The 24,111-nt window shown below is 61.4% G+C and carries 25 protein-coding genes; 11 read left to right on the top strand and 14 right to left on the bottom strand.

What is annotated here, in order from left to right:
* Positions 1-54: 54 nt before the first annotated feature.
* From bufB to cfaB, 3 genes are all read left to right on the top strand, one after another.
* Positions 55-900 (top strand): MNIO family bufferin maturase, encoded by an 846-nt coding sequence (gene bufB, locus ATI14_RS06585; protein ID WP_016971727.1) that lies wholly within the window; start codon positions 55-57, stop codon positions 898-900.
* Positions 891-1,679 carry an HvfC/BufC N-terminal domain-containing protein gene (locus ATI14_RS06580; RefSeq protein ID WP_016971726.1) on the top strand — a complete coding sequence of 263 codons (789 nt, stop codon included), beginning with the start codon at positions 891-893 and terminating at the stop codon, positions 1,677-1,679. The genes bufB and ATI14_RS06580 overlap by 10 nt, the downstream gene beginning before the upstream one ends.
* Positions 1,680-1,766: 87 nt before the next feature.
* The gene (cfaB, locus tag ATI14_RS06575; protein ID WP_080520291.1) at positions 1,767-2,951 is read left to right on the top strand and encodes a C17 cyclopropane fatty acid synthase CfaB; all 1,185 of its coding nucleotides are present in this window, start codon (positions 1,767-1,769) and stop codon (positions 2,949-2,951) included.
* 134 nt (positions 2,952-3,085) lie between these two features.
* Here cfaB and cls read toward each other — a convergent pair whose 3' ends face one another.
* Complete coding sequence (gene cls / locus ATI14_RS06570) at positions 3,086-4,525, bottom strand: cardiolipin synthase (RefSeq protein WP_031319843.1); 1,440 nt, start codon at positions 4,523-4,525, stop codon at positions 3,086-3,088.
* Between the two features lie 131 nt (positions 4,526-4,656).
* Here cls and ATI14_RS06565 point away from each other — a divergent pair, with 131 nt between their 5' ends.
* Positions 4,657-5,178: a DUF3617 domain-containing protein gene (locus ATI14_RS06565; RefSeq protein WP_016971723.1), complete on the top strand. Its 522-nt coding sequence runs from the start codon at positions 4,657-4,659 to the stop codon at positions 5,176-5,178.
* On the opposite strand, the gene ATI14_RS06560 is transcribed toward ATI14_RS06565, so the two are convergent.
* Genes ATI14_RS06560 through folE2 form a run of 7 tightly spaced genes read right to left on the bottom strand, consistent with a single transcriptional unit; the run spans position 5,175 to position 10,800 of the window.
* Positions 5,175-6,512, bottom strand: a complete 1,338-nt coding sequence (locus ATI14_RS06560; RefSeq protein WP_016971722.1) for a dihydroorotase — start codon at positions 6,510-6,512, stop codon at positions 5,175-5,177. The two genes, ATI14_RS06565 and ATI14_RS06560, sit on opposite strands and share 4 nt — an antisense overlap.
* A gap of 3 nt (positions 6,513-6,515) precedes the next feature.
* Complete coding sequence (locus tag ATI14_RS06555) at positions 6,516-7,076, bottom strand: gamma carbonic anhydrase family protein (RefSeq protein WP_016971721.1); 561 nt, start codon at positions 7,074-7,076, stop codon at positions 6,516-6,518.
* Positions 7,073-7,486 carry a phosphoribosyl-AMP cyclohydrolase gene (gene hisI / locus ATI14_RS06550; protein ID WP_016971720.1) on the bottom strand — a complete coding sequence of 138 codons (414 nt, stop codon included), beginning with the start codon at positions 7,484-7,486 and terminating at the stop codon, positions 7,073-7,075. The genes ATI14_RS06555 and hisI overlap by 4 nt, the downstream gene beginning before the upstream one ends.
* Positions 7,483-8,361 carry a metal ABC transporter substrate-binding protein gene (locus tag ATI14_RS06545; RefSeq protein ID WP_016971719.1) on the bottom strand — a complete coding sequence of 293 codons (879 nt, stop codon included), beginning with the start codon at positions 8,359-8,361 and terminating at the stop codon, positions 7,483-7,485. Before ATI14_RS06545 ends, hisI begins: the two co-directional genes overlap by 4 nt.
* A gap of 11 nt (positions 8,362-8,372) precedes the next feature.
* Entirely contained in the window at positions 8,373-9,239 is an 867-nt protein-coding gene (locus tag ATI14_RS06540) for a metal ABC transporter permease (RefSeq protein ID WP_016971718.1), read from the bottom strand.
* Entirely contained in the window at positions 9,239-9,907 is a 669-nt protein-coding gene (locus ATI14_RS06535; RefSeq protein ID WP_016971717.1) for a metal ABC transporter ATP-binding protein, read from the bottom strand. The genes ATI14_RS06540 and ATI14_RS06535 overlap by 1 nt, the downstream gene beginning before the upstream one ends.
* Positions 9,904-10,800: a GTP cyclohydrolase FolE2 gene (gene folE2, locus ATI14_RS06530; protein ID WP_016971716.1), complete on the bottom strand. Its 897-nt coding sequence runs from the start codon at positions 10,798-10,800 to the stop codon at positions 9,904-9,906. Before folE2 ends, ATI14_RS06535 begins: the two co-directional genes overlap by 4 nt.
* Positions 10,801-10,928: 128 nt before the next feature.
* Between folE2 and ATI14_RS06525 the strand changes: the two genes are divergently transcribed.
* Positions 10,929-12,140 (top strand): N-acetylmuramoyl-L-alanine amidase, encoded by a 1,212-nt coding sequence (locus ATI14_RS06525; protein WP_016971715.1) that lies wholly within the window; start codon positions 10,929-10,931, stop codon positions 12,138-12,140.
* Here the strand turns inward: ATI14_RS06525 and ATI14_RS06520 are convergent.
* Positions 12,137-12,505 carry a hypothetical protein gene (locus tag ATI14_RS06520; protein ID WP_016971714.1) on the bottom strand — a complete coding sequence of 123 codons (369 nt, stop codon included), beginning with the start codon at positions 12,503-12,505 and terminating at the stop codon, positions 12,137-12,139. The two genes, ATI14_RS06525 and ATI14_RS06520, sit on opposite strands and share 4 nt — an antisense overlap.
* Before the next feature lie 127 nt (positions 12,506-12,632).
* Between ATI14_RS06520 and dksA the strand changes: the two genes are divergently transcribed.
* From dksA to ATI14_RS06500, 4 genes are read left to right on the top strand one after another with little or no spacing between them, the layout of a single operon-like run.
* Positions 12,633-13,037 carry an RNA polymerase-binding protein DksA gene (gene dksA, locus ATI14_RS06515; protein WP_016971713.1) on the top strand — a complete coding sequence of 135 codons (405 nt, stop codon included), beginning with the start codon at positions 12,633-12,635 and terminating at the stop codon, positions 13,035-13,037.
* Positions 13,038-13,063: 26 nt separating this feature from the next.
* Positions 13,064-14,272, top strand: coding sequence for a zinc metallochaperone GTPase ZigA (gene zigA / locus ATI14_RS06510; RefSeq protein ID WP_016971712.1), 1,209 nt, complete (start codon positions 13,064-13,066; stop codon positions 14,270-14,272).
* A complete protein-coding gene (locus ATI14_RS06505; RefSeq protein ID WP_080520292.1) occupies positions 14,272-14,916 on the top strand; it encodes a DUF1826 domain-containing protein in 645 nt (214 codons plus the stop codon). The genes zigA and ATI14_RS06505 overlap by 1 nt, the downstream gene beginning before the upstream one ends.
* A gap of 44 nt (positions 14,917-14,960) precedes the next feature.
* A complete protein-coding gene (locus tag ATI14_RS06500) occupies positions 14,961-15,923 on the top strand; it encodes a CobW family GTP-binding protein (protein WP_016971710.1) in 963 nt (320 codons plus the stop codon).
* On the opposite strand, the gene ATI14_RS06495 is transcribed toward ATI14_RS06500, so the two are convergent.
* Positions 15,917-16,312, bottom strand: a complete 396-nt coding sequence (locus ATI14_RS06495) for a DUF3301 domain-containing protein (protein WP_016971709.1) — start codon at positions 16,310-16,312, stop codon at positions 15,917-15,919. The genes ATI14_RS06500 and ATI14_RS06495 overlap by 7 nt on opposite strands.
* 117 nt (positions 16,313-16,429) lie before the next feature.
* Here ATI14_RS06495 and pdxY point away from each other — a divergent pair, with 117 nt between their 5' ends.
* A complete protein-coding gene (gene pdxY, locus ATI14_RS06490) occupies positions 16,430-17,302 on the top strand; it encodes a pyridoxal kinase PdxY (protein WP_016971708.1) in 873 nt (290 codons plus the stop codon).
* Positions 17,303-17,343: 41 nt separating this feature from the next.
* Here pdxY and ATI14_RS06485 read toward each other — a convergent pair whose 3' ends face one another.
* Complete coding sequence (locus tag ATI14_RS06485) at positions 17,344-17,829, bottom strand: acyl-CoA thioesterase (RefSeq protein WP_003213461.1); 486 nt, start codon at positions 17,827-17,829, stop codon at positions 17,344-17,346.
* Positions 17,830-18,119: 290 nt separating this feature from the next.
* Between ATI14_RS06485 and ATI14_RS06480 the strand changes: the two genes are divergently transcribed.
* Positions 18,120-19,883, top strand: coding sequence for a cation:proton antiporter (locus tag ATI14_RS06480; RefSeq protein ID WP_016971707.1), 1,764 nt, complete (start codon positions 18,120-18,122; stop codon positions 19,881-19,883).
* A gap of 164 nt (positions 19,884-20,047) precedes the next feature.
* On the opposite strand, the gene ATI14_RS06475 is transcribed toward ATI14_RS06480, so the two are convergent.
* The 3 genes from ATI14_RS06475 to uvrD all read right to left on the bottom strand — a co-directional run bounded on the left by ATI14_RS06475 (position 20,048) and on the right by uvrD (position 23,930).
* A complete protein-coding gene (locus tag ATI14_RS06475) occupies positions 20,048-20,455 on the bottom strand; it encodes an SMI1/KNR4 family protein (RefSeq protein WP_016971706.1) in 408 nt (135 codons plus the stop codon).
* 135 nt (positions 20,456-20,590) lie between these two features.
* Positions 20,591-21,463: a Tim44 domain-containing protein gene (locus ATI14_RS06470; RefSeq protein WP_016971705.1), complete on the bottom strand. Its 873-nt coding sequence runs from the start codon at positions 21,461-21,463 to the stop codon at positions 20,591-20,593.
* A 283-nt stretch (positions 21,464-21,746) separates the two neighbouring features.
* Positions 21,747-23,930 (bottom strand): DNA helicase II, encoded by a 2,184-nt coding sequence (gene uvrD, locus ATI14_RS06465; RefSeq protein WP_080520293.1) that lies wholly within the window; start codon positions 23,928-23,930, stop codon positions 21,747-21,749.
* Positions 23,931-24,111: the final 181 nt, after the last annotated feature.

Raw genomic sequence — 24,111 nt, 5'->3', positions numbered from 1 at the left:
GCTCCCGCAGCGGATGCCCCCCACCGCTGCGGACACTTTGCCCAGGAGTGAGTGATGTCCGCTTCCCTTTCAAGTCTGGGTTACGGCCTGGGTTTACGCAGTGAGTACTACCAGCAGATCCTCGAACAATCGCCCGCCGTGGATTGGTTCGAAGTGATCTCCGAGAATTATCTGGTTCAGGGCGGTAAAGCCTTGTATTACCTGGATGCGATAGCCGAGCGCTATCCCCTGGTGATGCATGGCGTGTCCCTGTCCATCGGTGGGCCCCATGCCCTCGATACCGATTACCTGAACAACATCAAACAGCTCGCCGAGCGCATTCAGCCCGCGTGGATTTCCGACCACCTGTGCTGGAGCCGTGGCAGCGCACACCAGTTGCACGATCTGCTGCCGCTGCCTTACACCGAAGAGAGCCTTTACCACGTGGCCGCCCGCGTTCGCCAAGTGCAGGATGTGTTGCAGCGCCCGCTGGTGCTGGAAAATGTCTCCAGTTATGTGCGCTCCAGGGCGGATGAATTCACCGAGTGGGAATTTCTCAACGCGCTGGCCCATCTCACCGGCTGCCAACTGCTGCTGGACGTGAACAACGTGTACGTCAGTTCGCGTAACCACGGGTTCGACGCGTGGACGTTCATTCGCAGCCTGGCGCCCCATAGCATCCGCCAACTGCATTTGGCCGGGCATATGGATTATGGCGATTACGTGGTCGATACCCACGACCACCCCGTGTGTGACCCGGTGTGGGCGCTCTATCAACAGACGCTTGAGCACTTGGGGCCCGTGTCGACGCTGCTTGAGCGCGATGATCATTTCCCGCCATTCGAAGAATTGCTCACCGAATTGAGCAAGGCCCGTGAATTGGGCGCGACTGCCCTGGCGAGGAGGTCGCTATGCGCCTGACCGATTGGCAATTGGCCTTTGAACAGCATTTGTTATCTGAAACCTCCACCGCCAATAGCCATTTTGCCGCCACCTTGCTCGGCGGGCCGACGCTGGATGTGGACACCGGCCTGGCGATTTATCACAACGCTTATGTCTCGCGGTTGCAGGAAGTGTTGCGCCATGACTTCGGCGCGATCTGGTATTGGCTGGGCGATGATGAATTCGCGTTACTGACAGAAGCCTACGTGCGCCGTTATCCGTCGGCCCATTACAGCCTGCGCTGGCTGGGTGAGCGTTTCCCCGCGTTCATCGTCGAGCATCTGGTCCCTGAACAGAGCCCGCCGCTGGCCGAGCTGGCGCGGCTGGAATGGGCGTTCACGCTGGCGTTCGACGCCCTTGAAGGCGAGCCGTTGAGCCTGAACGACATGGCCACACTGCCGCCCGAAGACTGGCCGGGTTTGCAGGTGACGCTGGCGCCTTCGGTGCAGCAGCAACTCTGCCATTTCAACACGGTGGCGATTTGGCGGGCGAGCAAGGATGAGTCGGATTTTCCCGACAGCCATGCACTCGAGCTGGCGCAGATTTGCCTGGTGTGGCGCCACCAGAATGTATGCCACTACCGCAGCCTGGAGCCCGCAGAAGCCTGCGCCCTGGCGGGCATGGTGACTACCGGCTGGAATTTTTCAGAACTGTGCGCAGAGCTTGCAGTCACTTATGGAGAGGGTGCCCCGTTGCAGGCCGTTACGTGGCTTAAACAATGGATCCAGGACGGTTTGCTCGAGCGTCGAGCCCCATAGAAAGGCGCTATTAAATCGATAGCCTCCTACTTTGTCTCCGGATGGTCTACCCTCACTCCAGACGTCTGAAACAAGGGGGGACTACTCATGCTCGCGCAACTTCCACCGGCCTTACAGAATCTTCAGCTACCGCTGCGTCTTCGACTCTGGGACGGCCATGAATTCAACTTGGGCCCCGAGCCCAGTGTGACCATCGTGGTGAAGGACCCCACGGTCGTGACCAAGCTGACCCATCCAACGCTCGATTCACTGGGCGAAGCTTTCGTCGAGGGCAAACTGGAGCTGGAAGGCTCCATCTCCGAGGTCATCCGGGTGTGTGACGAGTTGAGTCACGCCCTGATCGAGGACGACGAGGGGAGTCGTCCGGTGCGCTCGATCCACGACAAGGCTACCGACGCGGCGGCCATTTCCTATCATTACGACTTGTCCAACGAGTTCTACCAGCTCTGGCTGGACCAGGACATGGCGTACTCCTGCGGTTATTTTGAAACCGGCAGCGAATCCATCGACCAGGCCCAACAAGACAAATTTCGCCACCTGTGCCGCAAATTGCGGCTGCAGCCGGGCGAGTATTTGCTCGATGTCGGCTGCGGTTGGGGCGGGCTGGCGCGGTTTGCCGCACGGGAGTTCGGGGTCAAGGTGTTTGGCATCACCTTGAGCAAAGAGCAATTGGCGCTGGCCCGTGAGCGGGTCAAAGCCGAAGGCCTGGAAGATCAGGTGGACCTGCAGCTGCTCGACTATCGCGACCTGCCGCAGGACGGCCGTTTCGACAAGGTGGTCAGCGTGGGCATGTTCGAACACGTCGGCCACGCCAACCTGGCGGAATATTGCAAAGTCCTGTTTGGCGCGGTGCGTGAAGGCGGTCTGGTGATGAACCATGGCATCACCGCCAAGCACACTGACGGTCGCCCTGTGGGCCGTGGCGCCGGGGACTTTATCGAGCGTTACGTGTTTCCCAATGGCGAGTTGCCGCATTTGGCGATGATGACGGCCGAGATCAGCGAAGTCGGGCTGGAAGTGGTCGACGTCGAAAGCCTGCGTCTGCACTACGCGCGCACGCTGGACCATTGGAGCGAGCGTCTGGAAGACAATCTGGAGGCTGCTGCGAAGATGGTGCCGGAGCAGGCGCTGCGGATCTGGCGCCTGTACCTGGCCGGTTGCGCGTACGCGTTTGCGCGGGGCTGGATCAACCTGCATCAGATTCTGGCGGTAAAACCCCATGCCGATGGCAGCCATGAACTGCCGTGGACGCGGGAGGATATCTACCGCTGATCTTCCAGGTTCTGGAGGTCAAAAAACTGTGGGAGCTGGCTTGCCTGCGATAGCGGTGTATCAGGACTGGATAAGTCGACGGGTAGACCGCCATCGCAGGCAAGCCAGCTCCCACATTGGTTTGGTGTTACCCGTTAGAGAATCGGTGAGATAAGCCGCGCGATCCGCATGCCCAGTTGTTGCAGGCGGCGGGTTTCGCGGCTTTCTTCCTGGCTGACTTCATGGGCCAGGGTAAAGTCATCCAGCAGCATCTGCTCCACTTCGCTGGTGAAGGCCTCGTCTACCGTCAGCAACATCACTTCGAAATTCAGCCGGAACGAACGGTTGTCCATGTTCGCACTGCCGATGGCGCTGATTTCGCTGTCTACCAGCACCACCTTCTGATGCAGAAAACCTGGTTTGTAGCGAAATACCCGCACACCGGCGCGTAGCGCTTCGATTGCGTACAGGCTGGACGCCGCGTAGACGATGCGATGGTCCGGACGCGAGGGCAGCAGCAGGCGTACGTCCACACCGCGCAATACCGCCAGGCGCAGGGCTGCGAACACGGCTTCGTCAGGGACGAAGTACGGGCTGGTGATCCACACGCGCTCGGTGGCGGCGTGAATGGCTTCGACAAAAAACAGCGAGCAGGTTTCATACGGGTCTGCCGGGCCGCTGGCGAGCAGTTGGCAGAGCACGCCGTCTTCGGGGTAGGCGTCCGGCAGAATCAGTGGCGGCAGTTCGCGCGCGGCCCAGAACCAGTCTTCGGCGAACGATTCCTGCAGGCACGCCACTACCGGGCCGGTGACTTGTACGTGGGTGTCGCGCCACGGCGCCAGCGGCGGTTTCTTGCCCAGGTACTCATCGCCGACGTTATGCCCGCCGACAAACCCGGTAATGCCATCCACCACCACGATTTTGCGGTGGTTGCGGAAGTTGACCTGAAAACGATTGAGCCAGCCGCTGCGGGTGGCGAATGCTTTGACTTTGACTCCGGCATCGCGCAGCGATTGCACATAACGATGGGGCAGGGCGTGGCTGCCGATGCGGTCGTAGAGCACGTGAATGTCTACACCTTGCGCAGCTTTTTCCTTCAGCAAGGCATGTAATTGCCTGCCAAGCTCGTCGTCATGAATGATGAAAAACTGGAACAGCACGGCAGTTTTGGCGCTGCGGATCGCCTCGAAGATCGCGCTGAAGGTGGCGTCGCCATTGATCAGCAAGCGCACTTCATTGTTGGCCAGGCACGGCATGCGCCCCAGCTTGGGCATGGCCCGCAACGAGGCGTAAGCGCTGGAGTTGCGCGCGGCCAGGGCTTCTTCGACCCACGGGCGCCAGTTCAGCGCGGTGATCGCGGTGTGCATTTCCTGGTTGGCCTGGCGACGCGCCTGGATGTACGCATCAAAGGTGCTGCGGCCAAAAATCAGGTAGGGAATCAGCGTGAGGTAAGGCATGAACATCAGCGATAAGGCCCAGGCGATCGAGCCTTGGGCGGTCCTGACGGTCAGCACCGCGTGGATGGCGGCGAGGGTCCCGAGAAAATGCAGCGTAGCGATGAAATAGGCGAGCAGGTGCGGGCCAAAAAAATCCATGAACGACATCTCTCCAGGCGATCCGAGTGCCTAACAGACCATGAACAGCGGCGAATGTCGCTATTTTATTTGCCGTGCAACACTGGCGGCTTTGCGGCGTCTAACGCCCACAATTACCCAGGAGTTACTCGATGAATGCTCGTCTGCCAGTTTTGGCCATGGTCATTGGTTTGTCGCTGCCCGTGGCGGCTCAGGCGCAGATGCTGGCGCCGGGGTTGTGGGAATTGACCACCAGCAATATGAAAGTCGATAACCAGGACTTGCCGGACCTGTCGCTGATCCTCGGCCAGCTCAAGCAACAGATGACCCCCGAACAGCGCGCCATGCTGGAAAAGCAGGGCATTACCATGGCCGGCAAAGGCGTGCAGGTGTGCCTCACCCCGGCGCAGGTGGCCTCTGACTCGATCCCCCTGACCGACCCGCAATCGGGTTGCAAACAGGAAGTGACCGACAAGACCGGCAACCAGTGGAAATTCCGCTTCAGCTGCCCGAAAGCCCAAGGCACCGGCGTCGCCACTTTCCAGAGCCAGAAAGAATTCACCACCACGGTCAACGGCACCTTCAATGCCACCGGCATTCAGCAGAAGGGCAGCCTCGACAGCCACGCCCAATGGCTGAGCAACGATTGCGGTACCGTCAAACCCCGCGCTTAACGCAGAAAATGCAGGGGCAAACCCTGGCAACTGTCGACCACCTGGCCGTTGTGCCACGCCAGGTGGCCGGACACCAGCGTGGTGCTGACGCTGTGGCGAAAACTGCGCTCGGCGAACGGCGTCCAGCCGCAACGCGCCAGGATCGGCTGGCTGCTCACCGGCTTGCCTTCGGCCTCGGGCTGGATTAATACCAGGTCGGCCCAATAACCCTCACGTAAATAACCACGATCCGGAATGGCGAACAGGTCGGCCACGCGGTGGCTGGTTTTCGCCACCAGCGTAGTCAGCGGCAGGTGCCCGTCAGCCACCAGTTCCAGCAAGGCCGGCAGCGCGTGCTGCACCAGCGGCAGCCCGGACGGCGCTTCACGATAACCCAACTGTTTTTGCGCCCAGGTGTGCGGTGCGTGGTCAGTGCCGATCACATCCAGACGATCACTGAGCAAGGCAATGCGCAGCGCGTCGCGGTCGGCGCGGGACTTGATTGCCGGGTTGCATTTGATCTGGTGGCCAAGGCGGTGATAGTCGCGGTCATCGAACAGCAAATGGTGCACGCAGACCTCGGCGGTGATGCGTTTTTCCGCCAGGGGTTTGTTTTCGAACAGGTCCAGTTCGCGAGCGCTGGTCAGGTGCAGTACGTGCAGACGCGTGTTATGGCGCTTGGCCAATTCCACCGCAAACGAGGATGAGCGATAGCAGGCCTCGGCGTCACGAATCAGCGGGTGGGCGACGGCGGGAATCTGGTCGCCAAAGCGCTCGCGCAGACGCTGCTCGTTGGCGAGGATGCTCGGCGTGTGTTCGCAGTGGGCCAGCAAAATAGTCGGCACTTCGGCGAACAGGCGCTCCAGAATCCGTGGGTCGTCCACCAGCATATTGCCGGTGGAAGCCCCCATGAACACTTTGACTCCGGCCACTTCACGCGGGTCGAGGGCGGCCACGGTGTCGAGGTTGTCGTTGCTCACGCCGAAGTGAAAGCCGTAGTTGGCCACTGAGTGCAGCGCAGCTCGGCGTTTTTTGTCAGCCAGGGCTTCCAGGTTCAGGGTGGCAGGGTTGGTGTTGGGCATGTCCATGAAGCTGGTGATGCCACCGGCCACCGCCGCGCGGGACTCGCTGTAGAAACTGCCTTTGTCCGGTGCGCCGGGTTCGCGAAAGTGCACCTGGTCGTCGATCATGCCGGGCAGTAGCCACTGGCCCTTGGCGTCGATTTCCACCGGCTCGTTGTAGCCTTCCAGGCTGGTGGCGATCTTTTCGATGCGGCCATTGGCGACCAGCACGTCGGCGTCGAATTCCTGGCCTTCATTCACCAGACGGGCGTTGCGAATCAGCAGGCGGCTCATGGTTCAGAACTCGTTTTGCAGGGCTTTGTAGCCGCGTACCAGGTCGACGTTGGTGCGCGCCACGTCTTCGGAAAACTCCGAGGCGCTGACGCTCACCGGCGGGAATTGCGACAGGTCGGTGTTGGGCCCGATGCGGGTGGTGGAGGGCACGTAGAACGCGGCGGGCAGGTCGCGGCCGTCGACCACCGAGTTGTGGCGCACCACGCAACCGTCGCCCACGGCGCAGTTGAACAGCACGCTGTTGAAGCCGATAAACACGCGGTCGCCGACGACGCAGGGGCCGTGGACGATGGAGCGGTGCGCGATGGAGGTGAATTCGCCGATGGTCACCGCTGCGCCGGATTTGGAATGGATGACCACGCCGTCCTGGATGTTCGAGTTGGCGCCGATGGTGATCGGGTCCATGGCGCCGCTGGCGTCGACTTCGTCGGCGCGAATGACGGCGTAGGGGCCGACGAACACGTTTTCGCCGATGATGACTTTGCCGCAGATGATCGCGGTTTTGTCGACGTAGGCCGACTCGGCAATCACCGGCAGGTCGCCGGAAGGGTTCTTGCGGATCATGCAACAGGCTCCGTGATGGTGTGAACGTAGTCGCCGTCGATGGCGTTGTAGAAGCAGGTCGGGCGGCCGGTGTGACAGGCCGGGCCGAGTTGGTTGACGATCAGCAACACCGCGTCGCCGTCGCAATCCAGCCGGGCTTCGACCAACTGTTGCCAGTGGCCGGAGCTCTCGCCTTTGCGCCACAGCTGCCGGCGCGAACGTGACCAGTAGCAGACTTGCCCGGTGGCCAGGGTTTCGTTGAGGGCCTGGCGGTTCATCCAGGCCAGCATCAACACCTCGCCGCTGCCGTGTTGCTGGGCGATGGCGGCAATCAGGCCATCGCTGTTCCACGGCAGGGCGTCGAGCACCGGTTCGAGCGGAAAGCGGCTGCCCAGGGCAGCCTCTTCCAGGTCGAGCATGCTCAGTTTCATGGCTTGCTCAGGGCGGCGCACAGGGTGTTGAGGTTGTATTCGAACAGCCCGGTGAAGGTGCTGGCCGGGCCTTCGGCGGCGAGGGCATCGGAGTACAGCGTGCCGCCGATTTGCGCGCCGCTTTCGTCAGCAATCTGCTTGAGCAGGCGCGCGTCCTTGATGTTTTCCATGAACACGGCCTTGACCTTGTCTTTGCGAATCTGGGTGATCAGCGCGGCCACTTCGGCGGCAGACGGCTCACGCTCGGTGGACAAGCCCTGTGGCGCGAGGAACTGAATGCCGTAGGCCTGGCCCAGGTAGCCGAACGCGTCATGGGACGTGACGATGCGACGGTTGCCCGGTGGCAGTGCGCCGAACTTGGTCTTGGCTTCGGCCAGCAGGCGGTAGATTTCTTTCAGGTAGGCCTGGCTGTTGCGCAGGTAGTCAGCCTTGTTGGCCGGGTCGGCGGCCACCAGTGCCTTGGTGATGTTGTTAACGTAGATTTCAGCGTTGGCCAGGTTGTGCCAGGCGTGCGGGTCCGGAATGGTCTCGCCGTCTTCTTCCATGGTGTGGGAGATCACGCCCTTGCTGGCGGTGACGACCGTGGCCTTGGTCTCGGTGCTGGTTACCAGGCGATCGAGCCAGGGTTCGAAGCCCAGGCCGTTCTTGATGATTACTTTGGCCTTGAGCAGTGCCTTGGCGTCATCGGGGGTGGGCTCGTAGGTGTGGGCATCGGAATCAGGCCCGACCATGTTGCTGATCTGGATGTGATCGCCACCGATCTGGTGGGTGATGTCATCCAGAATACTGAAGCTGGTCACCACTTCCAGTTTGTCGGCGGCCTGTGCCATCGACAGCGGCAGCAGAAGACTGAACAACACGAGTAAAGCGCGCATCGGGAAACACCTCATTGGGATGTAAGAGAGGGCGGGCGGCGCAGCAAGCCGTGCACCGGGCCGAAAACCACGGACAGCAAATACCCGACGCCAGCCACCAGCACGATGGCCGGGCCGCTGGGCAGTGAGTAGTAGAACGACAGCAACAAACCGAACCACACCGACAGGCATCCCAGCACTGCCGACACCGCGATCAACACCGGCAGGCGCCGGCTCCAGAAACGTGAGGCAATGGCGGGCAACATCATCAAACCCACCACCATCAAGGCGCCGATGGCCTGGAAACCAATCACCAGGTTCAGCACCACCAGGGTCAGGAACAGCCCGTGGGCCAGCGGGCCGAGGCGGCTGACGGTTTGCAGGAATAACGGGTCGAGGGTGTCGAGCAGCAGCGGTTTGTAGATCACCGCCATGGCGATCAGGCTGAAGCTGGACACCCACAGCATGCCGGTGAGCGTGGTTTCATCCACGGCCAGGGCGGAGCCGAACAGCAGGTGCAGCAGGTCCAGACGCTTGCCGGCGATGCCAAGGATCAGCACGCCGGCGGCGAGGGAAATGGGGTAGATGGCAGCGAGGCTGGCGTCTTCGCGCAGGCCGGTGCGGCGGGTGATCCACGCCGACAGGCCCGCCATGCCCAGCCCGGCGCCGAGGCCGCCGATGGTCAGAGCGGGCAGGCTGATGCCGGCGAACCAGAAGCCCAAGGCTGCGCCGGGCAGGATGCCATGGGCCACGGCGTCACCGATCAGGCTCATGCGCCGCAGGATCAGGAACACGCCCAGCGGCGCGGTGCTGCACGCCAGCACCAGCCCGCCGATGAGGGCGCGGCGCATGAAAACGAAGTCGTGAAAGGGCATCCACACATGAGCGGCGAAGTGCATCAGGCCACCTGCATCTGGGGTTGCGGGCGGATCAGTTCTTTACTGGGGCCAAACACGCAGCCGCTGCTTTTGATTTGCACGACTTGCTGAGTGTGATGGCGCACGGAGGCGAGGTCGTGGCAAACGATGACCACCGTGCGGCCTTCGTCGTGCCAGGCGTGCACGTGTTTCCAGCACAGCGCCTGGCCTTCTTCATCGAGGGCGGCGTGGGGCTCGTCGAGCAACAGCACCGGCGCTTCGGCCAGGCTCATGCGGGCGAGCAGGGCGCGCTGTAACTCGCCGCCGGACAAAGCCATCAGCGGGCGATGCTCCAGGCCCGTCAGGCACCAGTCTTCCAGCACCGCTTGCAGGCGCTGGCTACGCTGTTCCGGTGTTAGCGTGGTGCCCCAGAAACCGGCGGCAACCAGTTCCTGCAGGCTGATCGGAAACTGACGGTCCAGGTGTTGTTGCTGGGGCAGGAACGACAGCCCGCCACGGCGTGGAACCGCCACGCTGACTTTTCCCGCCAGCGGCTTTTGCAAGCCGGCGATGACTTTAAGCAGGCTGCTTTTACCGGTGCCGTTGGCGCCGATGATGCCGGTGAGGCTGCCTTTTTCCAGGTTCAGGTCCAGCGCGGGTGTCAGGGGTTGGCCGGGGGCGCCCCAGCGCAAAGCGGTGCAGGTGATCATTCAGCGTTTCTCGTCCAGCGGCTTTCAGCCACGGCATCGTGCGCGTGCAGGCTTTCGGCGTGGATCACTTTCAGGTGGAAGGCTTTGACGGCATCCGAGCGTTTCAAGGCGAGGTTCAGGCGGCGGGCAGCGTCTTCGCAGAACATCAGGTTCTGCCCGTTGGCCAGGGCGAAGGCTTGTTCGTCCGCACGTTTCACAGCGGTTTGCACGGCCGTGCCGAGGGCGAGTTCGACGTTGTCGATGAGATCGGTCAGGGGCAGCGACGGCAGCGTTTCGTCCAGTTGCACGGAGATCTGCGCGCTGCTGCGCTGGCTGTGGGGCGTGGCGACGATGCCGTTGGCACTGCCGAGCCAGGTCAGCACATCTTCATGCTGCAACGGCGTGTTGGCGAAATCATCGATAAATTGCTGTTGAATCAACTGCCTGGCGAGGGCAGCGGAGCACGGGCAGGTGGAAGAGTAAGTAACGTCAATTTTTAGTTCCACGTGGAACATTCGGTTTTCCAGACGCGCTTCGATGCACACCGGGTAGCCTTTCCAGCCGGCCAGCGGGCTGACCAGTGCGGCGCGTTTGAGCAGCAAATCGGTATGAATGCGCAGGTAGGCGTTCTTAGATAAACCTTCATGACTCTCCAGAAAGCGCTCAAGTAGAGTACGCAGAAGCGCAGGCGTCAGCGGTTGTTGGTCGAGCATTTCCAGGGCCAGGTACAGGCGTGACATATGAATGCCACGGGCTGCACCGTCGTCCAGGCTCACACCGGCGTCGGCGGTGGCGGTCAGGCGCTGGCCGTCGATGAGGATGGGGAGGGCGATACCGCACATGCCCACCCAATCGAGTGGCATGGCTTGGCGGGAAGCCTGCGCGGCGATATCCGGCAGAGTCAGCGCATTCATGGGCAGGTCCATCGTTGGAATAAAAAAGACATGTTATATTATAACTATTGAGTCGACGATGATTTTTCTGTTCACGCCTTTCTTCAGTCATGTCGAGCAGGGACGCTCCTTTATTTGCGGTATATGTCATGCATAGACGTCAGCTTCTCAACCTGCTGCTGGTCAGCCCCCTGTTCACCTTGCCTTTGGGGGCTTACGCCACACAGATTCGCAATGCACGCCTGTGGCGTTCGGACGACAAACTGCGGCTGGTGCTCGACCTCAGCGGCCCGGTGCAATACAAAACCTTTTCACTGACCTCGCCGGAGCGCTTGATCATCGACCTGAGCGGTGCCGGGCTCAGCGGTGATTTCTCGCAACTTGCGCTGAAAAACAGCGGCATTACCTCAATTCGCTCGGGGCATTTCGGCAAGGGCGACACCCGCATCGTGCTTGACCTGGCCGCGCCAATGCAGCTCAACAGCTTCTTGCTGCCGCCGCAGGACGGCCAGGGCCATCGCCTGGTACTCGACCTGACCAGCGCCACCCGCGCGCCGCGCCAAATCGCGGCGGAACCTGCGCCATTGGTGGCGCCCGTGGACAAGGCGCACCCCAAGCGCGACATCATTGTGGTGGTCGACCCCGGCCACGGCGGCAAAGACCCGGGCGCCGTCGGCTCCAAGGGCCAGCGTGAAAAAGACGTGGTGTTGTCGATCGCCCAACTGCTGGCCAAACGCTTGAAGCGTGAGAAGGGCTTTGACGTGAAGCTGGTGCGCAACGACGACTTCTTTGTGCCGCTGCGCAAGCGCGTGGACATCGCCCGTCAACACAAGGCCGACATGTTTATCTCGGTGCACGCCGACGCCGCGCCACGGCTCACGGCATCGGGGGCTTCGGTGTATGCCTTGTCGGAAGGCGGCGCGACATCCGCCACCGCACGCTTCATGGCGCAACGCGAGAACGGCGCCGACCTGCTGGGCGCCACCACGCTGCTCAATCTCAAGGACAAGGACCCGATGCTGGCCGGTGTGATTCTCGACATGTCGATGAACGCCACCATCGCCTCCAGCCTGCAACTGGGCAGCTCGGTGCTGGGCAGCCTGCAAAGCATCACCACGCTGCACCAGAAACGTGTGGAGCAGGCCGGTTTTGCGGTGCTCAAATCACCCGACGTGCCGTCGATCCTGGTGGAGACCGGGTTCATCTCAAATACTCGGGACGCCCAGCGGCTGGTGACCGCGCGTCATCAACAGGCAGTCGCCGATGGCTTGTTTGAAGGCTTGAAAAGTTACTTCCAGAAGAACCCGCCGATGAACAGCTACATGGCCTGGGTTCAGGAACAGAAGAACGGCCAGGTCTAACAGCCGGTTATGCGGCTGCACGTGAATTTGGCGCTGGCTCCACCGGAACTGGAAAACCGGTTGAGGGTGGTCCAGCCCACGCGGCGCGTGTAGCCAACCCACGCCTCACCGTCGGACGCCAACCCGGTAAAGAACGTCAGTTGCCCATAGCGGCTGCTGGTCTGTGCCCAATAGCGTTTGCCGATCACCTCATATCCGCGCAGATACGTCGTGCTGCCCACCGTCGCCACGCTGTAGGCATTGCCCAGCGGGTCCACACACGCCAGCAGGTTGGCGCTGCGCGTGCAGTGGGCCAGCAGGCTCGGTGCTTGCGCGCAGGCCGGTCCTGCGGCTGCCAGAAACAGGGCGCACACCAGGTATTTCATAAGGGTTCTCGCAGCCAGGAAGTGTTCAAGCATTGCGCCCTTCGTCGTGACGAGCAAGGGGGGATTGGCTTATTTGTATTGTTATACTATAACATAAAAGCACAGCCTGACCCGTGAACTGCTTTCCATGACTGAACATGACCTCCTGGCCCAACCACCCGCCGACTACATGAACGAAGCCCAGCAAGGCTTCTTCCGTGAGTTGCTGCTGACCCAGCGCTACGAACTGCAAGCGCGCATCGAGGCCGAGTTTCTGCTGCTGCGCGAGCAGGAAATCAACAGCGACCCCGCCGACGTAGGCAGCGCCGAAGAACAGCGCCAATGGCAACTGCGCCTGCTGGAGCGCGAAAAGAAGCTACTCGACAAGATCGACGATGCCCTGGAATTGCTGGCTCGCGGCGAATACGGCTGGTGCCGCGAAACCGGCGACCCCATTGGCCTGAAACGCCTGCTGCTGCGCCCCACCGCGACTTTAAGTATCGAAGCCAAAGAACGTGAAGAGCTGCGCGAACGCCATAAACGGGCGATTTGACCGGCCACCCTGATGAGGAATACCTGATGACCAATCGCCTTCCCGTTACCGTGTTGTCCGGCTTCCTCGGCGCCGGTAAAAGCACACTGCTCAATTACGTCCTGCGCAACCGCGAAAACCTGCGCGTGGCAGTGATCGTCAACGACATGAGCGAAATCAATATCGATGGCAGTGAGGTCCAACGTGACGTCACCCTCAATCGCGCCGAAGAAAAACTGGTGGAGATGAGCAACGGCTGCATCTGCTGCACTTTGCGTGAAGACTTGCTCGAAGAAGTCGGAAAACTCGCCAAGGAAGGTCGGTTCGATTACCTGCTGATCGAATCCACCGGCATCTCGGAGCCTTTGCCCGTGGCCGAAACGTTCACCTTCCGCGATGAAAACGAGCAAAGCCTGGCGGACATCGCGCGGCTGGACACCATGGTCACCGTGGTCGACGGCATGAATTTCCTGCTCGATTACCAGGCCGCCGAAAGCCTTGCCTCGCGGGGCGAAACCCTGGGTGAGGAAGACGAGCGCTCCATCACCGACCTGCTGATCGAGCAGATCGAATTCGCCGATGTGATCCTGATCAGCAAGATCGACCTGATCAGCAGCCGCGAGCGCGAAGAACTGATCGCAATCCTCGAACGCCTGAATGCCCAAGCCGAAATCATCCCGATGGTCATGGGCGAAGTGCCGCTGAACAAAATCCTCAACACCGGCCGCTTCGACTTCGAACGTGCTGCCCAGGCACCCGGCTGGTTGCAGGAATTACGCGGTGAGCACATCCCGGAAACCGAGGAATACGGCATCGCCTCCACGGCTTACCGTGCGCGGCGCCCGTTTCATCCGCAGCGTTTCTTCGACTTTATCGACCGCCCTTGGGTGAATGGCAAGCTGCTGCGCTCCAAGGGTTTTTTCTGGCTGGCGAGCAAACACCAGGACGCGGGCAGTTGGTCCCAGGCCGGTGGCCTGATGCGCCATGGTTTTGCCGGACGCTGGTGGCGTTTTGTGCCGAAAAGCCAATGGCCACAGGACGAAGAAAGCATTGCCGCGATCATGGGCAACTGGCAGCTCAGCACCGGCGATTGCCGCCAGGAGCTGGTATTCATCGGGCAAAACATTGACTTCGACCAGATGCGCACCGAGCTGAACGCGTGCCTGCTTAACGATGAAGAAATGGCGCTTGGCGTGGAAGGCTGGCGCCAGTTGGCCGACCCCTTTGGCCCTTGGTACGAGGAGGCAGCCGCCTGATGCTGGCCCCGGTGATTCCCCTGCGCCCCGTGATTCGCCAGACGCGCGGTGAAACGCCGCTGGCGCTGTCTGACATCCTTGACGATGGCGTCAACCTGTCGCTGTGGCAGCGCCAGTTGCCACTGCACATCGCCGAATTTGGCGCCTTGCTGGTGGCGCTCAACGAACCGCTCGCGGACGCCTTGGTGATTGAGCTGAAAGACGATGACTCGGTGCCGAACCTGCAGGGTTTGGCATCCAGTTGCAGCGATCTTGAAGGTTACGAAGGCTTTATCGCCGATGTGTCGTGGCTGGTCAGCGCATTCGCCTGTCTGCTCGGTGCCAAGCGCATCGGCGTGCGCCTGCGCCTGTTGGACAAGGCCATGTGCCCGCGCTTTCATGTCGACCACGTGCCCGTACGGCTGATCACCACTTATGCCGGTATCGGCAGCCAATGGTTGCGCGAGGGCGTGATGGACCGGCGCAAGCTGGGCCAGCCGGAGGCGGAGCCTGCGGACCGCATTGAGCAAATCCAGTGCGGCGAAGTCGCGCTGCTCAAGGGCACCAAATGGCATGGCAATGAGGGCCATGGCCTGATCCATCGCTCGCCGGCGCTCAAGGCCGATGAACGACGGTTGATCCTGACGCTGGATTGGCTCGCATAACCGCGTAGGATCAAACCCTCTACACGGTCCGAATGAAGCCTTCCATGCTGCAGAACATTCCCACCCACGTGATTGCCGGGCCTTTGGGTGCCGGCAAGACCAGCCTGATCAAACAGCTGCTCGCCCAACGCCCCGCGGACGAGCGCTGGGCGGTGCTGATCAATGAGTTCGGCCAGATCGGCCTGGATGCGGCTCTACTGACTCAGGATGATGACGGAATTGCCTTGGGCGAGGTGGCGGGTGGCTGCTTGTGCTGTGTGAATGGTGCCCCGTTCCAGGTAGGACTGGGCCGTTTGCTGCGTAAGGCCAAGCCTGATCGATTGTTTATAGAGCCGTCAGGCCTGGGCCACCCGGCGCAGTTGCTCAAACAGTTGCGGGAAGCGCCCTGGCAGGGTGTGCTGGCGGTTCAGCCCTGCGTGCTGGTGCTGGACGCCCAGGCGCTGGCGGCGGGCAAACCCTTGCCTGACGCACAGCGCGAGGCGCTGGCCAGTGCGGGGTTGCTGGTGTTGAACAAGGATGAGGCGCTGGATGCGGCGCAGCGTCAGGCCCTTGAACAGCAATTGCCCGAGTGCCCGACCTACTGGACTCGGCAGGCGTATCTACCCTTGGCGCATTTGCCCGGCCTGAATTCAAAAGCCGTTGCAGGTGTGGATAACTTCGAGGTGCCCAAAGGCCTCGCGCAAATGCCGGCAGTCTGGAGCGATCCGACGCAGCCTATTTGCCTTAGCCAGGCGCAGGACGGCGGTTGGAGCATCGGCTGGCGCTGGCATCCGAGCCAGCAGTTTGACCTTCAGCGCCTGCATCAATGGCTGGCAAGCCTTGAGTGGCGCCGTGCCAAGCTGGTTATCCACAGCGCGCAGGCGTGGGTCAGCGCCAACGCTGTGGATAACAACCCGCTCACCTGGCAACCCAGCGAATGGCGCCGTGACTCACGTATCGAATTGATCTTCAGCGCGCCACAGGACGTGGCGGCGCTGCACGCTGCGCTGGAAGCCTGTCGTCAGTGACGGGTTTTACTGGCATGGTCCTGGCGCCACTGGCTTAGCTCAATCACCTCGGCGCTGGGCAGCGGCGTTTTAATCTCGAACGGGTAGGGCGCCAGTTCGATTTGCGCGCTGTGGGCACCAAATTGGGTAATCGTCCCCGGATGGCGGGTTTCGCCGGTCACGGTGAACTCGAAGTTGTAGATGCGCGCCAGGCGTCGCCGACCATTGGCATCCTTCACAAAACCAATGCGTTTAAGCGCGACCGCGCCGTCCAGCAACTCGATATCGAGCTTGGCGCAATGCTGCTTGACCCGTTCCAGCGCCCGTTCGCGCAGGCCGTGGTTGTGCCACACCCAAGCCGCGCCTGTCGCCAGCAGCATCAGTACGAAGATGTTTCCCAGGGTGAGCATGCGATGAACTCCAACAAAGTAAGAGCAGCTTAACTGTGTCGCCGGTCTGTCGTACAGGCTGCGTTTAGTCGCATACTGCGCGGCCAGAATTTCAACGGCTTTACGGAAATCTCCCGCATGAAACGCACACCTCATCTGCTTGCGATCCAGTCTCATGTGGTCTTTGGCCACGCCGGAAACAGCGCCGCCGTGTTCCCCATGCAGCGGGTCGGGGTGAATGTCTGGCCGCTCAACACGGTGCAGTTCTCCAACCACACCCAGTATGGCCAGTGGGCCGGCGAAGTGTTGGCGCCGCAGCAAATTCCGGCATTGGTAGAAGGCATTGCGGCGATTGGTGAACTGGGTAATTGCGACGCGGTGCTGTCCGGCTACCTCGGCAGCGCCGACCAGGGCCGTGCCATCCTGACGGGCGTGGCGCGGATCAAGGCGATCAACCCCAAGGCGTTGTACCTGTGCGACCCGGTGATGGGCCATCCGGAAAAGGGTTGCATCGTGCCCCAGGACGTCAGCGATTTCCTGCTGGAGGAAGCCGCCGCCATGGCCGACTTCCTGTGCCCGAACCAGCTGGAACTGGACAGCTTCGCCGGGCGCAAGCCGCAGTCGTTGTTCGACTGCCTGAGCATGGCCAAGGCGTTGCTGGCACGTGGACCGAAGGCCGTATTGGTCAAGCACCTGGATTACCCCGGCAAGTTGCCGGAAGGTTTCGAAATGCTGCTGGTGACTGCCGAGGGTAGCTGGCACCTGCGTCGGCCACTGCTGGCATTCCCGCGCCAGCCGGTGGGCGTGGGCGATCTGACCTCGGGGCTGTTCCTGGCGCGCGTACTGTTGGGCGATAGCCTGCTGGCCGCCTTCGAATTCACCGCCGCTGCCGTGCACGAGGTGTTGCTGGAAACCCAGGCCTGCGCCAGTTATGAATTGGAACTGGTGCGGGCGCAGGACCGTATTGCCCATCCGCGTGTGCGCTTCGAGGCCACGCCGATCGGCCTGTAGTCACGCAAAACCCATGTGGGAGCTGGTTTACAGACCGGGGCTTACGGCCCGTCCGCCTTGATTTCCTGGTAGCGCTTTTCCAGCTCCTGACGAATCTGCCGGCGCTGCTGAGCCTGCACGAATCGGCGCTTGTCTTCGCTGTTCTGCGGCTGCAGCGGCGGCACGGCGGCAGGCTTGCGTTGGTCGTCCACGGCCACCATGGTGAAGAAGCAGCTGTTGGTGTGACGCACCGAGCGCTCGCGGATGTTCTCGGTGACGACCTTGATACCCACTTCCATCGAGGTATTGCCGGTGTAGTTGACCGACGCGAGGAAGGTCACCAGCTCGCCCACATGGATCGGCTCCCGAAATATCACCTGATCGACCGACAAAGTAACCACGTAACGGCCGGCATAACGGCTCGCGCAGGCGTAGGCCACTTCGTCGAGGTACTTGAGCAGGGTGCCGCCGTGGACATTGCCTGAGAAGTTGGCCATGTCTGGGGTCATCAATACCGTCATCGACAGCTGGGCGTTTCCGGGTTCCATAGCACACTCACGGGTTGTAGGCATCGGTAGGGGAGGCACCTCTGCGGGTGCTGGAATCTTTGCTGCTATCCCTAACGGGACGCCGGTGGGCGGCTTGCCGTCACGCCTGCACCGATCTGTTTCCATATATTGCACCGGCTTTCTGTCGGAAGTCGCGGTGTTAACCTTCAAAAGCCCGTGTCAGGGCATTTCTTACGATTTGGGCCGACTTTTCCTTCCGCGCGTTGCGACTGTTCAACGGCGCGCGCGGAAGTGGGAAAAGCGCCAGTACCCTCAAGGAGCCCCTCGCCATGCACGCCATCAGCTTTATCCAGGACCTGGCCGTGATCATGCTGGTGGCAGGGGTGGTCACCATCCTGTTTCACCGCCTCAAGCAACCGGTGGTGCTGGGTTACATCGTCGCGGGCTTCATCATCGGCCCCCACACCCCGCCGTTCGGCCTGATCCACGACGAAGACACCATCAAAACCCTCGCCGAGCTGGGCGTGATCTTCCTGATGTTCTGCCTGGGTCTCGAATTCAGCCTGCGCAAGTTGTTCAAGGTCGGCGCCACCGCGTTCATTGCGGCCTTTCTCGAAATCATTCTGATGATCTGGATCGGCTACGAAATCGGCCGCTGGTTCGACTGGAACACCATGGACTCGCTGTTCCTCGGCGCGATCCTGGCGATCTCCTCAACCACCATCATCGTCAAGGCGCTCAACGACCTGAAGATGAAAAACCAGCGTTTCGCTCAGCTGATTTTCGGCGTGCTGATCGTCGAGGACATCCTCGGCATCGGCATCATCGCCTTGCTGTCGAGCATCGCCGTCAGCGGCACGGTCAGCTCCGGCGAAGTGTTCTCCACGGTCGGCAAGCTGTCGCTGTTCATGATTGTCGCGCTGGTTATCGGCATTTTGCTGGTGCCACGCCTGCTGGCCTATGTGGCCAGGTTCGAAAGCAACGAGATGCTGCTGATCACCGTACTGGGCCTGTGTTTCGGCTTCTGCCTGCTGGTGGTGAAGCTGGAATACAGCATGGTGCTGGGCGCCTTCCTGATCGGTGCGATCATGGCTGAATCCCGTCAGTTGATTAAGATCGAACGCCTGATCGAACCCGTTCGCGACATGTTCAGCGCCATCTTCTTCGTGGCGATTGGTTTGATGATCGACCCGCAGATCCTGCTGCAATACGCCTGGCCCATCGCGGTGATCACCGTGGCAGTGGTGCTGGGCAAGATGTTGTCCTGCGGGTTGGGGGCGTTTATCGCTGGCAACGACGGTCGTACCTCCCTTCGCGTAGGCATGGGGCTGTCACAGATTGGCGAGTTTTCCTTCATCATCGCGGCGCTGGGGATGACGTTGCAGGTCACCAGCGACTTCCTCTATCCGGTGGCGGTGGCTGTGTCGGCCATCACCACCTTGCTCACGCCTTATTTGATTCGCGGCGCCGACCCCTTGTCGTTGAAGATTGCCGCCGTAATGCCCAAGCGCATGAGCCGGGTATTCGGTATGTACGGCGAATGGCTGCGCAGCATCCAGCCGCAAGGCGAGGGCGCGATGCTGGCATCGATGATCCGCAAGATCATCCTGCAAGTGGGGGTGAACCTGGCGCTGGTGGTGGCGATCTTCTTTGCCGGCAGCTTTTTTGCTGCGCGCATCGGCGGGTATCTGGAAGGCTGGGTCAGCGACCCAAGCTGGCAGAAGGCGTTGATCTGGGGCGGGGCGTTGTTGCTGTCGCTGCCGTTTTTGATTGCGGCGTACCGCAAGCTCAAGGCGCTTTCGATGTTGCTGGCGGAGATGAGCGTAAAACCGGAGATGGCCGGGCGTCACACCCAGCGGGTGCGACGGGTGATTGCGGAGTTGATTCCGATCCTGTCGCTGCTGGTGATTTTCCTGCTATTGGCAGCCTTGTCGGCCAGTATCCTGCCGACCAACAAGTTGCTGGTGCTGATCGCCGTGGTCACGGCGGCGGTGGCCGCAGTGCTCTGGCGTTGGTTCATCCGCGTGCATACGCGGATGCAGGTCGCCTTGCTGGAGACGCTGGATAACCACAAGGATACGCCCGAGCACTAAGTATGAGGTTTGGCGCATTCACTGTGGCGAGCGAGCTTGCTTGCGCTGGGGTGCACAGCAGCCCTGAAACAGTCAAAACGCGTTGCCCTGGTTGGGGCTGCTTCGCAGCCCAGCGGGAGCAAGCTCCCTCGCCACACAAGCGGGTTCACCAGCGGTTTCGGGACTCAGCTTTCCAGCCAGACGTCCCGCGCCCAGTGCCACACCGATTCCCATGACTCTTCGGTAACGATCTCTTCTTCGCCGGACCACAGCACCACGGTGCCGTCTTCTTCGACGCAGTAGTAGTCGTCGCCGTCCTGGCAGATCGGAATCAGCTCGCGCGGTACACCCATGTCCCAGGCGTTTGCAGCCACCTCCGGCAAGTAGGTGTGCGAACCGGGATCAGTGATGGTGACTGGCTCCAGGCTGCCATACACCACGTCGCTGACGGTCAACAGGAATTCCTTGAAGACAAACGGGATGTTGATGAACAGCTGTTCCTCGACTTCCACCAGTTGATCTTCGTCAGGCAGCTCCAGAGGAACCGGGACCGGTTCGTTGGCTTCACGCAATTGTTCGATGATTTCTTCCACGGCCGGGATCCTCTTGCTGTTGGCGCGGTTAATAGGGGCGTTTTATACAGTAGCTCGCTATAAGTGCAACCGCGAAATAGAAAACCCCGGAACAAGTCCGGGGTTTTTATTACCAGTGGCTCAAGCGCGCGGGTATCAGCCGTTCTGACGGATACCGGCGACCAGCCATGGCTGGTTCTCGCCTTGCGGACGTTCCATGTTCCAGCTTTCGCTGAACACTTCGCCCTGGTCGAAACGCGAGGTCTTCGACACACCGCTGAAGGTCAGGGTGGCGATGGTCTTGTCGGCGCGGTCATCCACACCGTCCAGCTGTACGCGCAGGTCGTCGATGTAAGTCGACTGGAATGCATCACCGATCTCGGCGCGTTCGCGCTTGAGGAACTCCAGCAGCTGCGGGGTCACGAACTCGGCGATCTTGTCCATTTCGTTGGCGTCCCAGTGCTGTTGCAGGGCCTGGAAGTGGCCGCGAGCGGCTTCGACGAAACGCTCTTCGTTGAACCACGCCGGTGCGTTGATCACCGGACGGGCGGCAGCAGGCGCTGCAGAACCACCGAAGATCGAGCCCATGGCAGGCTTTTGCTCGAACACTTCACGCTGCATCGGCGCGCCGGCCGGAGCCAGGTGCTCCTGCTGCTTGCGGCGACGGGCGGCGATAAAGCGGAAGATCACAAACGCGATGACCGCCAGGATCAGCATGTCGAAGATTTGCATGCCCTGGAAGCCGCCGCCCATGAACATGGAGGCGAGCAGGCCACCGGCGGCGATGCCGGCCAGAGGGCCCAGCCAGCGCGAAGCACCGCCGGCCTTGGCAGCAGCGCCCGCAGCACCGGCTGCACCGGCGGTTGCGGCTGCGCCGCCCATGCCACCGGCGGATGGAGCCATTTGGCTGGTCTGGTGAGTCGGCGCCGAACCCATGCTTTTGCCGCCACCGAAGCGTTTGGCGTTGGCGTCGAGGCTCATCGTCAGGCCGATGCACAACGCCATGGCGATGCTAAGAAAACGTTTCATAAAGGGAATTCCCATTTGTGGATTGCACGCGCGCCATGTTGCACAGGTGTCGTGACACTGGCTAGCGGCATAATGTTTCGGGCTTTTGCGTAAGATCAAACCCGAAGGGTCTGTAGGACTAATTACAGATATTGGCCCGTGCGGCCAAAAAACAAGGGCAAACCACCGATCGTTCCCACGCTCCGCGTGGGAACACACCCTGTGACGCTCTGCGTCACGTCTTTAAGCGGGACGCGGAGCGTCCCAGGCGGCATTCCCACGCAGAGCGTGGGAACGATCAGTGTCAGATCGCTTCGAGCTTCGCGTAGCCCATCATCAGCCATTTGCTGCCTTCAGCGAAGTTCACCTGCACCCGGGCCTGGGCGCCGGCGCCTTCGAAGTTGAGGATCACGCCTTCGCCGAACACCGAATGCCTGACCTGCTGGCCAAGGCTGAATTGGGTTTGGGGAATTTCGGAACCGGCAAACAGGTGGCTGGCGTTCTGCTGCTGGCCACCGCCGAACGGCCGGCTGACGCTGTTGGACAAGCGCACTTCCTGAATCAGCCCCTTCGGCACTTCACGTACGAAACGCGACACCTTGTTGTAGGTCTCGCTGCCGTACAAGCGTCGGGTCTCGGCGTAGGTCATCACCAGGTTCTGCATGGCGCGGGTGATGCCCACGTAAGCGAGGCGGCGTTCCTCTTCAAGGCGGCCGGGTTCTTCCAGGCTCATCTTGTGCGGGAACAAGCCTTCTTCCATACCCACCAGGAACACGTACGGGAACTCCAGGCCCTTGGCACTGTGCAAGGTCATCAGCTGGATGCTGTCTTCATGCTCGTCGGCCTGGGTATCGCCGGCTTCCAGCGACGCATGGCCAAGGAAGGCGGCCAGTGGCGTGAGGTCTTCTTCATTCTCGGCGTTTTCGAATGCGCGGGCGGCGCTGACCAGTTCCTCAAGGTTTTCTACCCGCGCCTGGCCTTTCTCGCCTTTTTCCGCTTCGTGGTAGGCAATCAGCCCTGACTGCTCGATCACCGTCTGGGTCATCAAGTGCAAAGGCATTTCCGCGCATTTGGCGGCGAGGTTCTCAATCAGCTCCACAAACACGCCCAACGCCCCGGCCGCGCGACCGGCCAGGCCTTTATTGGCGATGAGCAGGCGCATGGCTTCCCACATCGACACATCGGCGTGGCGCGCGTGGTCGCGAATGGCTTCGACGGTTTTCTCGCCAATGCCACGCGCGGGGATGTTGATCACCCGCTCCAGCGCCGCATCGTTGCCACGGCCTTCCAGCAAGCGCAGGTAAGCCATGGCGTTCTTGATTTCGGCGCGTTCGAAGAAGCGCTGGCCGCCATAGATGCGGTACGGGATACGCTCGCGCAGCAAGGCTTCTTCCAGCACCCGCGATTGGGCGTTGGAGCGGTAAAGAATCGCGATGTCGCTGCGCGCCAAGCCGGTCTTCAGTGCGCTTTCGATGGTTTCCACCACGTAGCGTGCTTCATCGTGTTCGTTGAACGCGGCGTACAGGTTGATCGCTTCGCCTTCGCCGCCGTCGGTCCACAGCTCTTTGCCCAGGCGCCCGGTGTTGTTGGCGATCAAGGCGTTGGCAGCCTTGAGAATCCCGGCGGTGGAGCGGTAATTCTGCTCCAGGCGGATGGTCTCCGCGTCCGGGAAGTCTTCGGAATACTGGTAGATGTTCTCGATCTTCGCGCCGCGCCAGCCATAGATCGACTGGTCGTCGTCGCCCACCACCATCAGGCTGTCGCCGCCCTTGGCCAGCAGGCGCAACCAGGCGTACTGCACGGCGTTGGTGTCCTGGAACTCGTCCACCAGAATGTGGCGGAAGCGTTTCTGGTAGTGCGCCAGCAGGCCCGGGTTGTCGCGCCACAGGTCAAGGGCGCGCAGCAGCAGCTCGGAGAAGTCGATCACCCCGGCGCGCACACAGGCTGCCTCGTAGGCTTCATAAATGCTGCGCATGGTGGCCAGGAACAAGTCAACGCTGGCCTGAATATGCTGCGGGCGCAGGCCTTCGTCTTTCTGGCCATTGATGAACCATTGCGCCTGGCGTGCCGGCCAGCGCTGTTCGTCCAGGCCCAGCTCGCGGATCACGCGCTTGACCAGGCGCTGCTGGTCGTCGCTGTCCAGAATCTGGAAGGTCTGGCTCAGGCCCGCTTCCTGCCAATGCGCCCGCAGCAAGCGGTGCGCGAGGCCGTGGAACGTACCGACCCACATGCCCGCCGGGCTGATGCCCATCAACTGCTCGATGCGGTGGCGCATCTCGGCAGCGGCCTTGTTGGTGAAGGTCACGGACAGGATGGAATGCGGGGACGCGTTCTCGACCTGGATCAACCAGGCGATACGGTGCACCAGCACTCGGGTTTTACCGGAGCCAGCACCGGCCAGGACCAACTGACGGCCAACGGGGGCGGCTACGGCCTGGCGTTGGGCATCGTTGAGGGAGTTCAGCAAAAGGGAGAGATCATCGCGCATCGGCGCATTCTAGGGTGCCCGGGGGAGTGGGGCAAATGCCAATGCCGGATGGTCAACGGAAAACGTCAAGGGCTGCGGCGGCGGGTCAAGGATTCTGCCGCGCGGGATGACCGGTCGGTCATGGGCCGCAGCCCGCGCAACGTCTCGCTCAAGCTGTCTGGCCCAACCGTTTGCGGTTAAA

It is taken from the genome of Pseudomonas tolaasii NCPPB 2192 (assembly GCF_002813445.1).
GTDB classification, from domain to species: Bacteria; Pseudomonadota; Gammaproteobacteria; order Pseudomonadales; family Pseudomonadaceae; genus Aquipseudomonas; species Aquipseudomonas tolaasii.
This window is presented reverse-complemented; position numbering and strand designations above follow the sequence as displayed.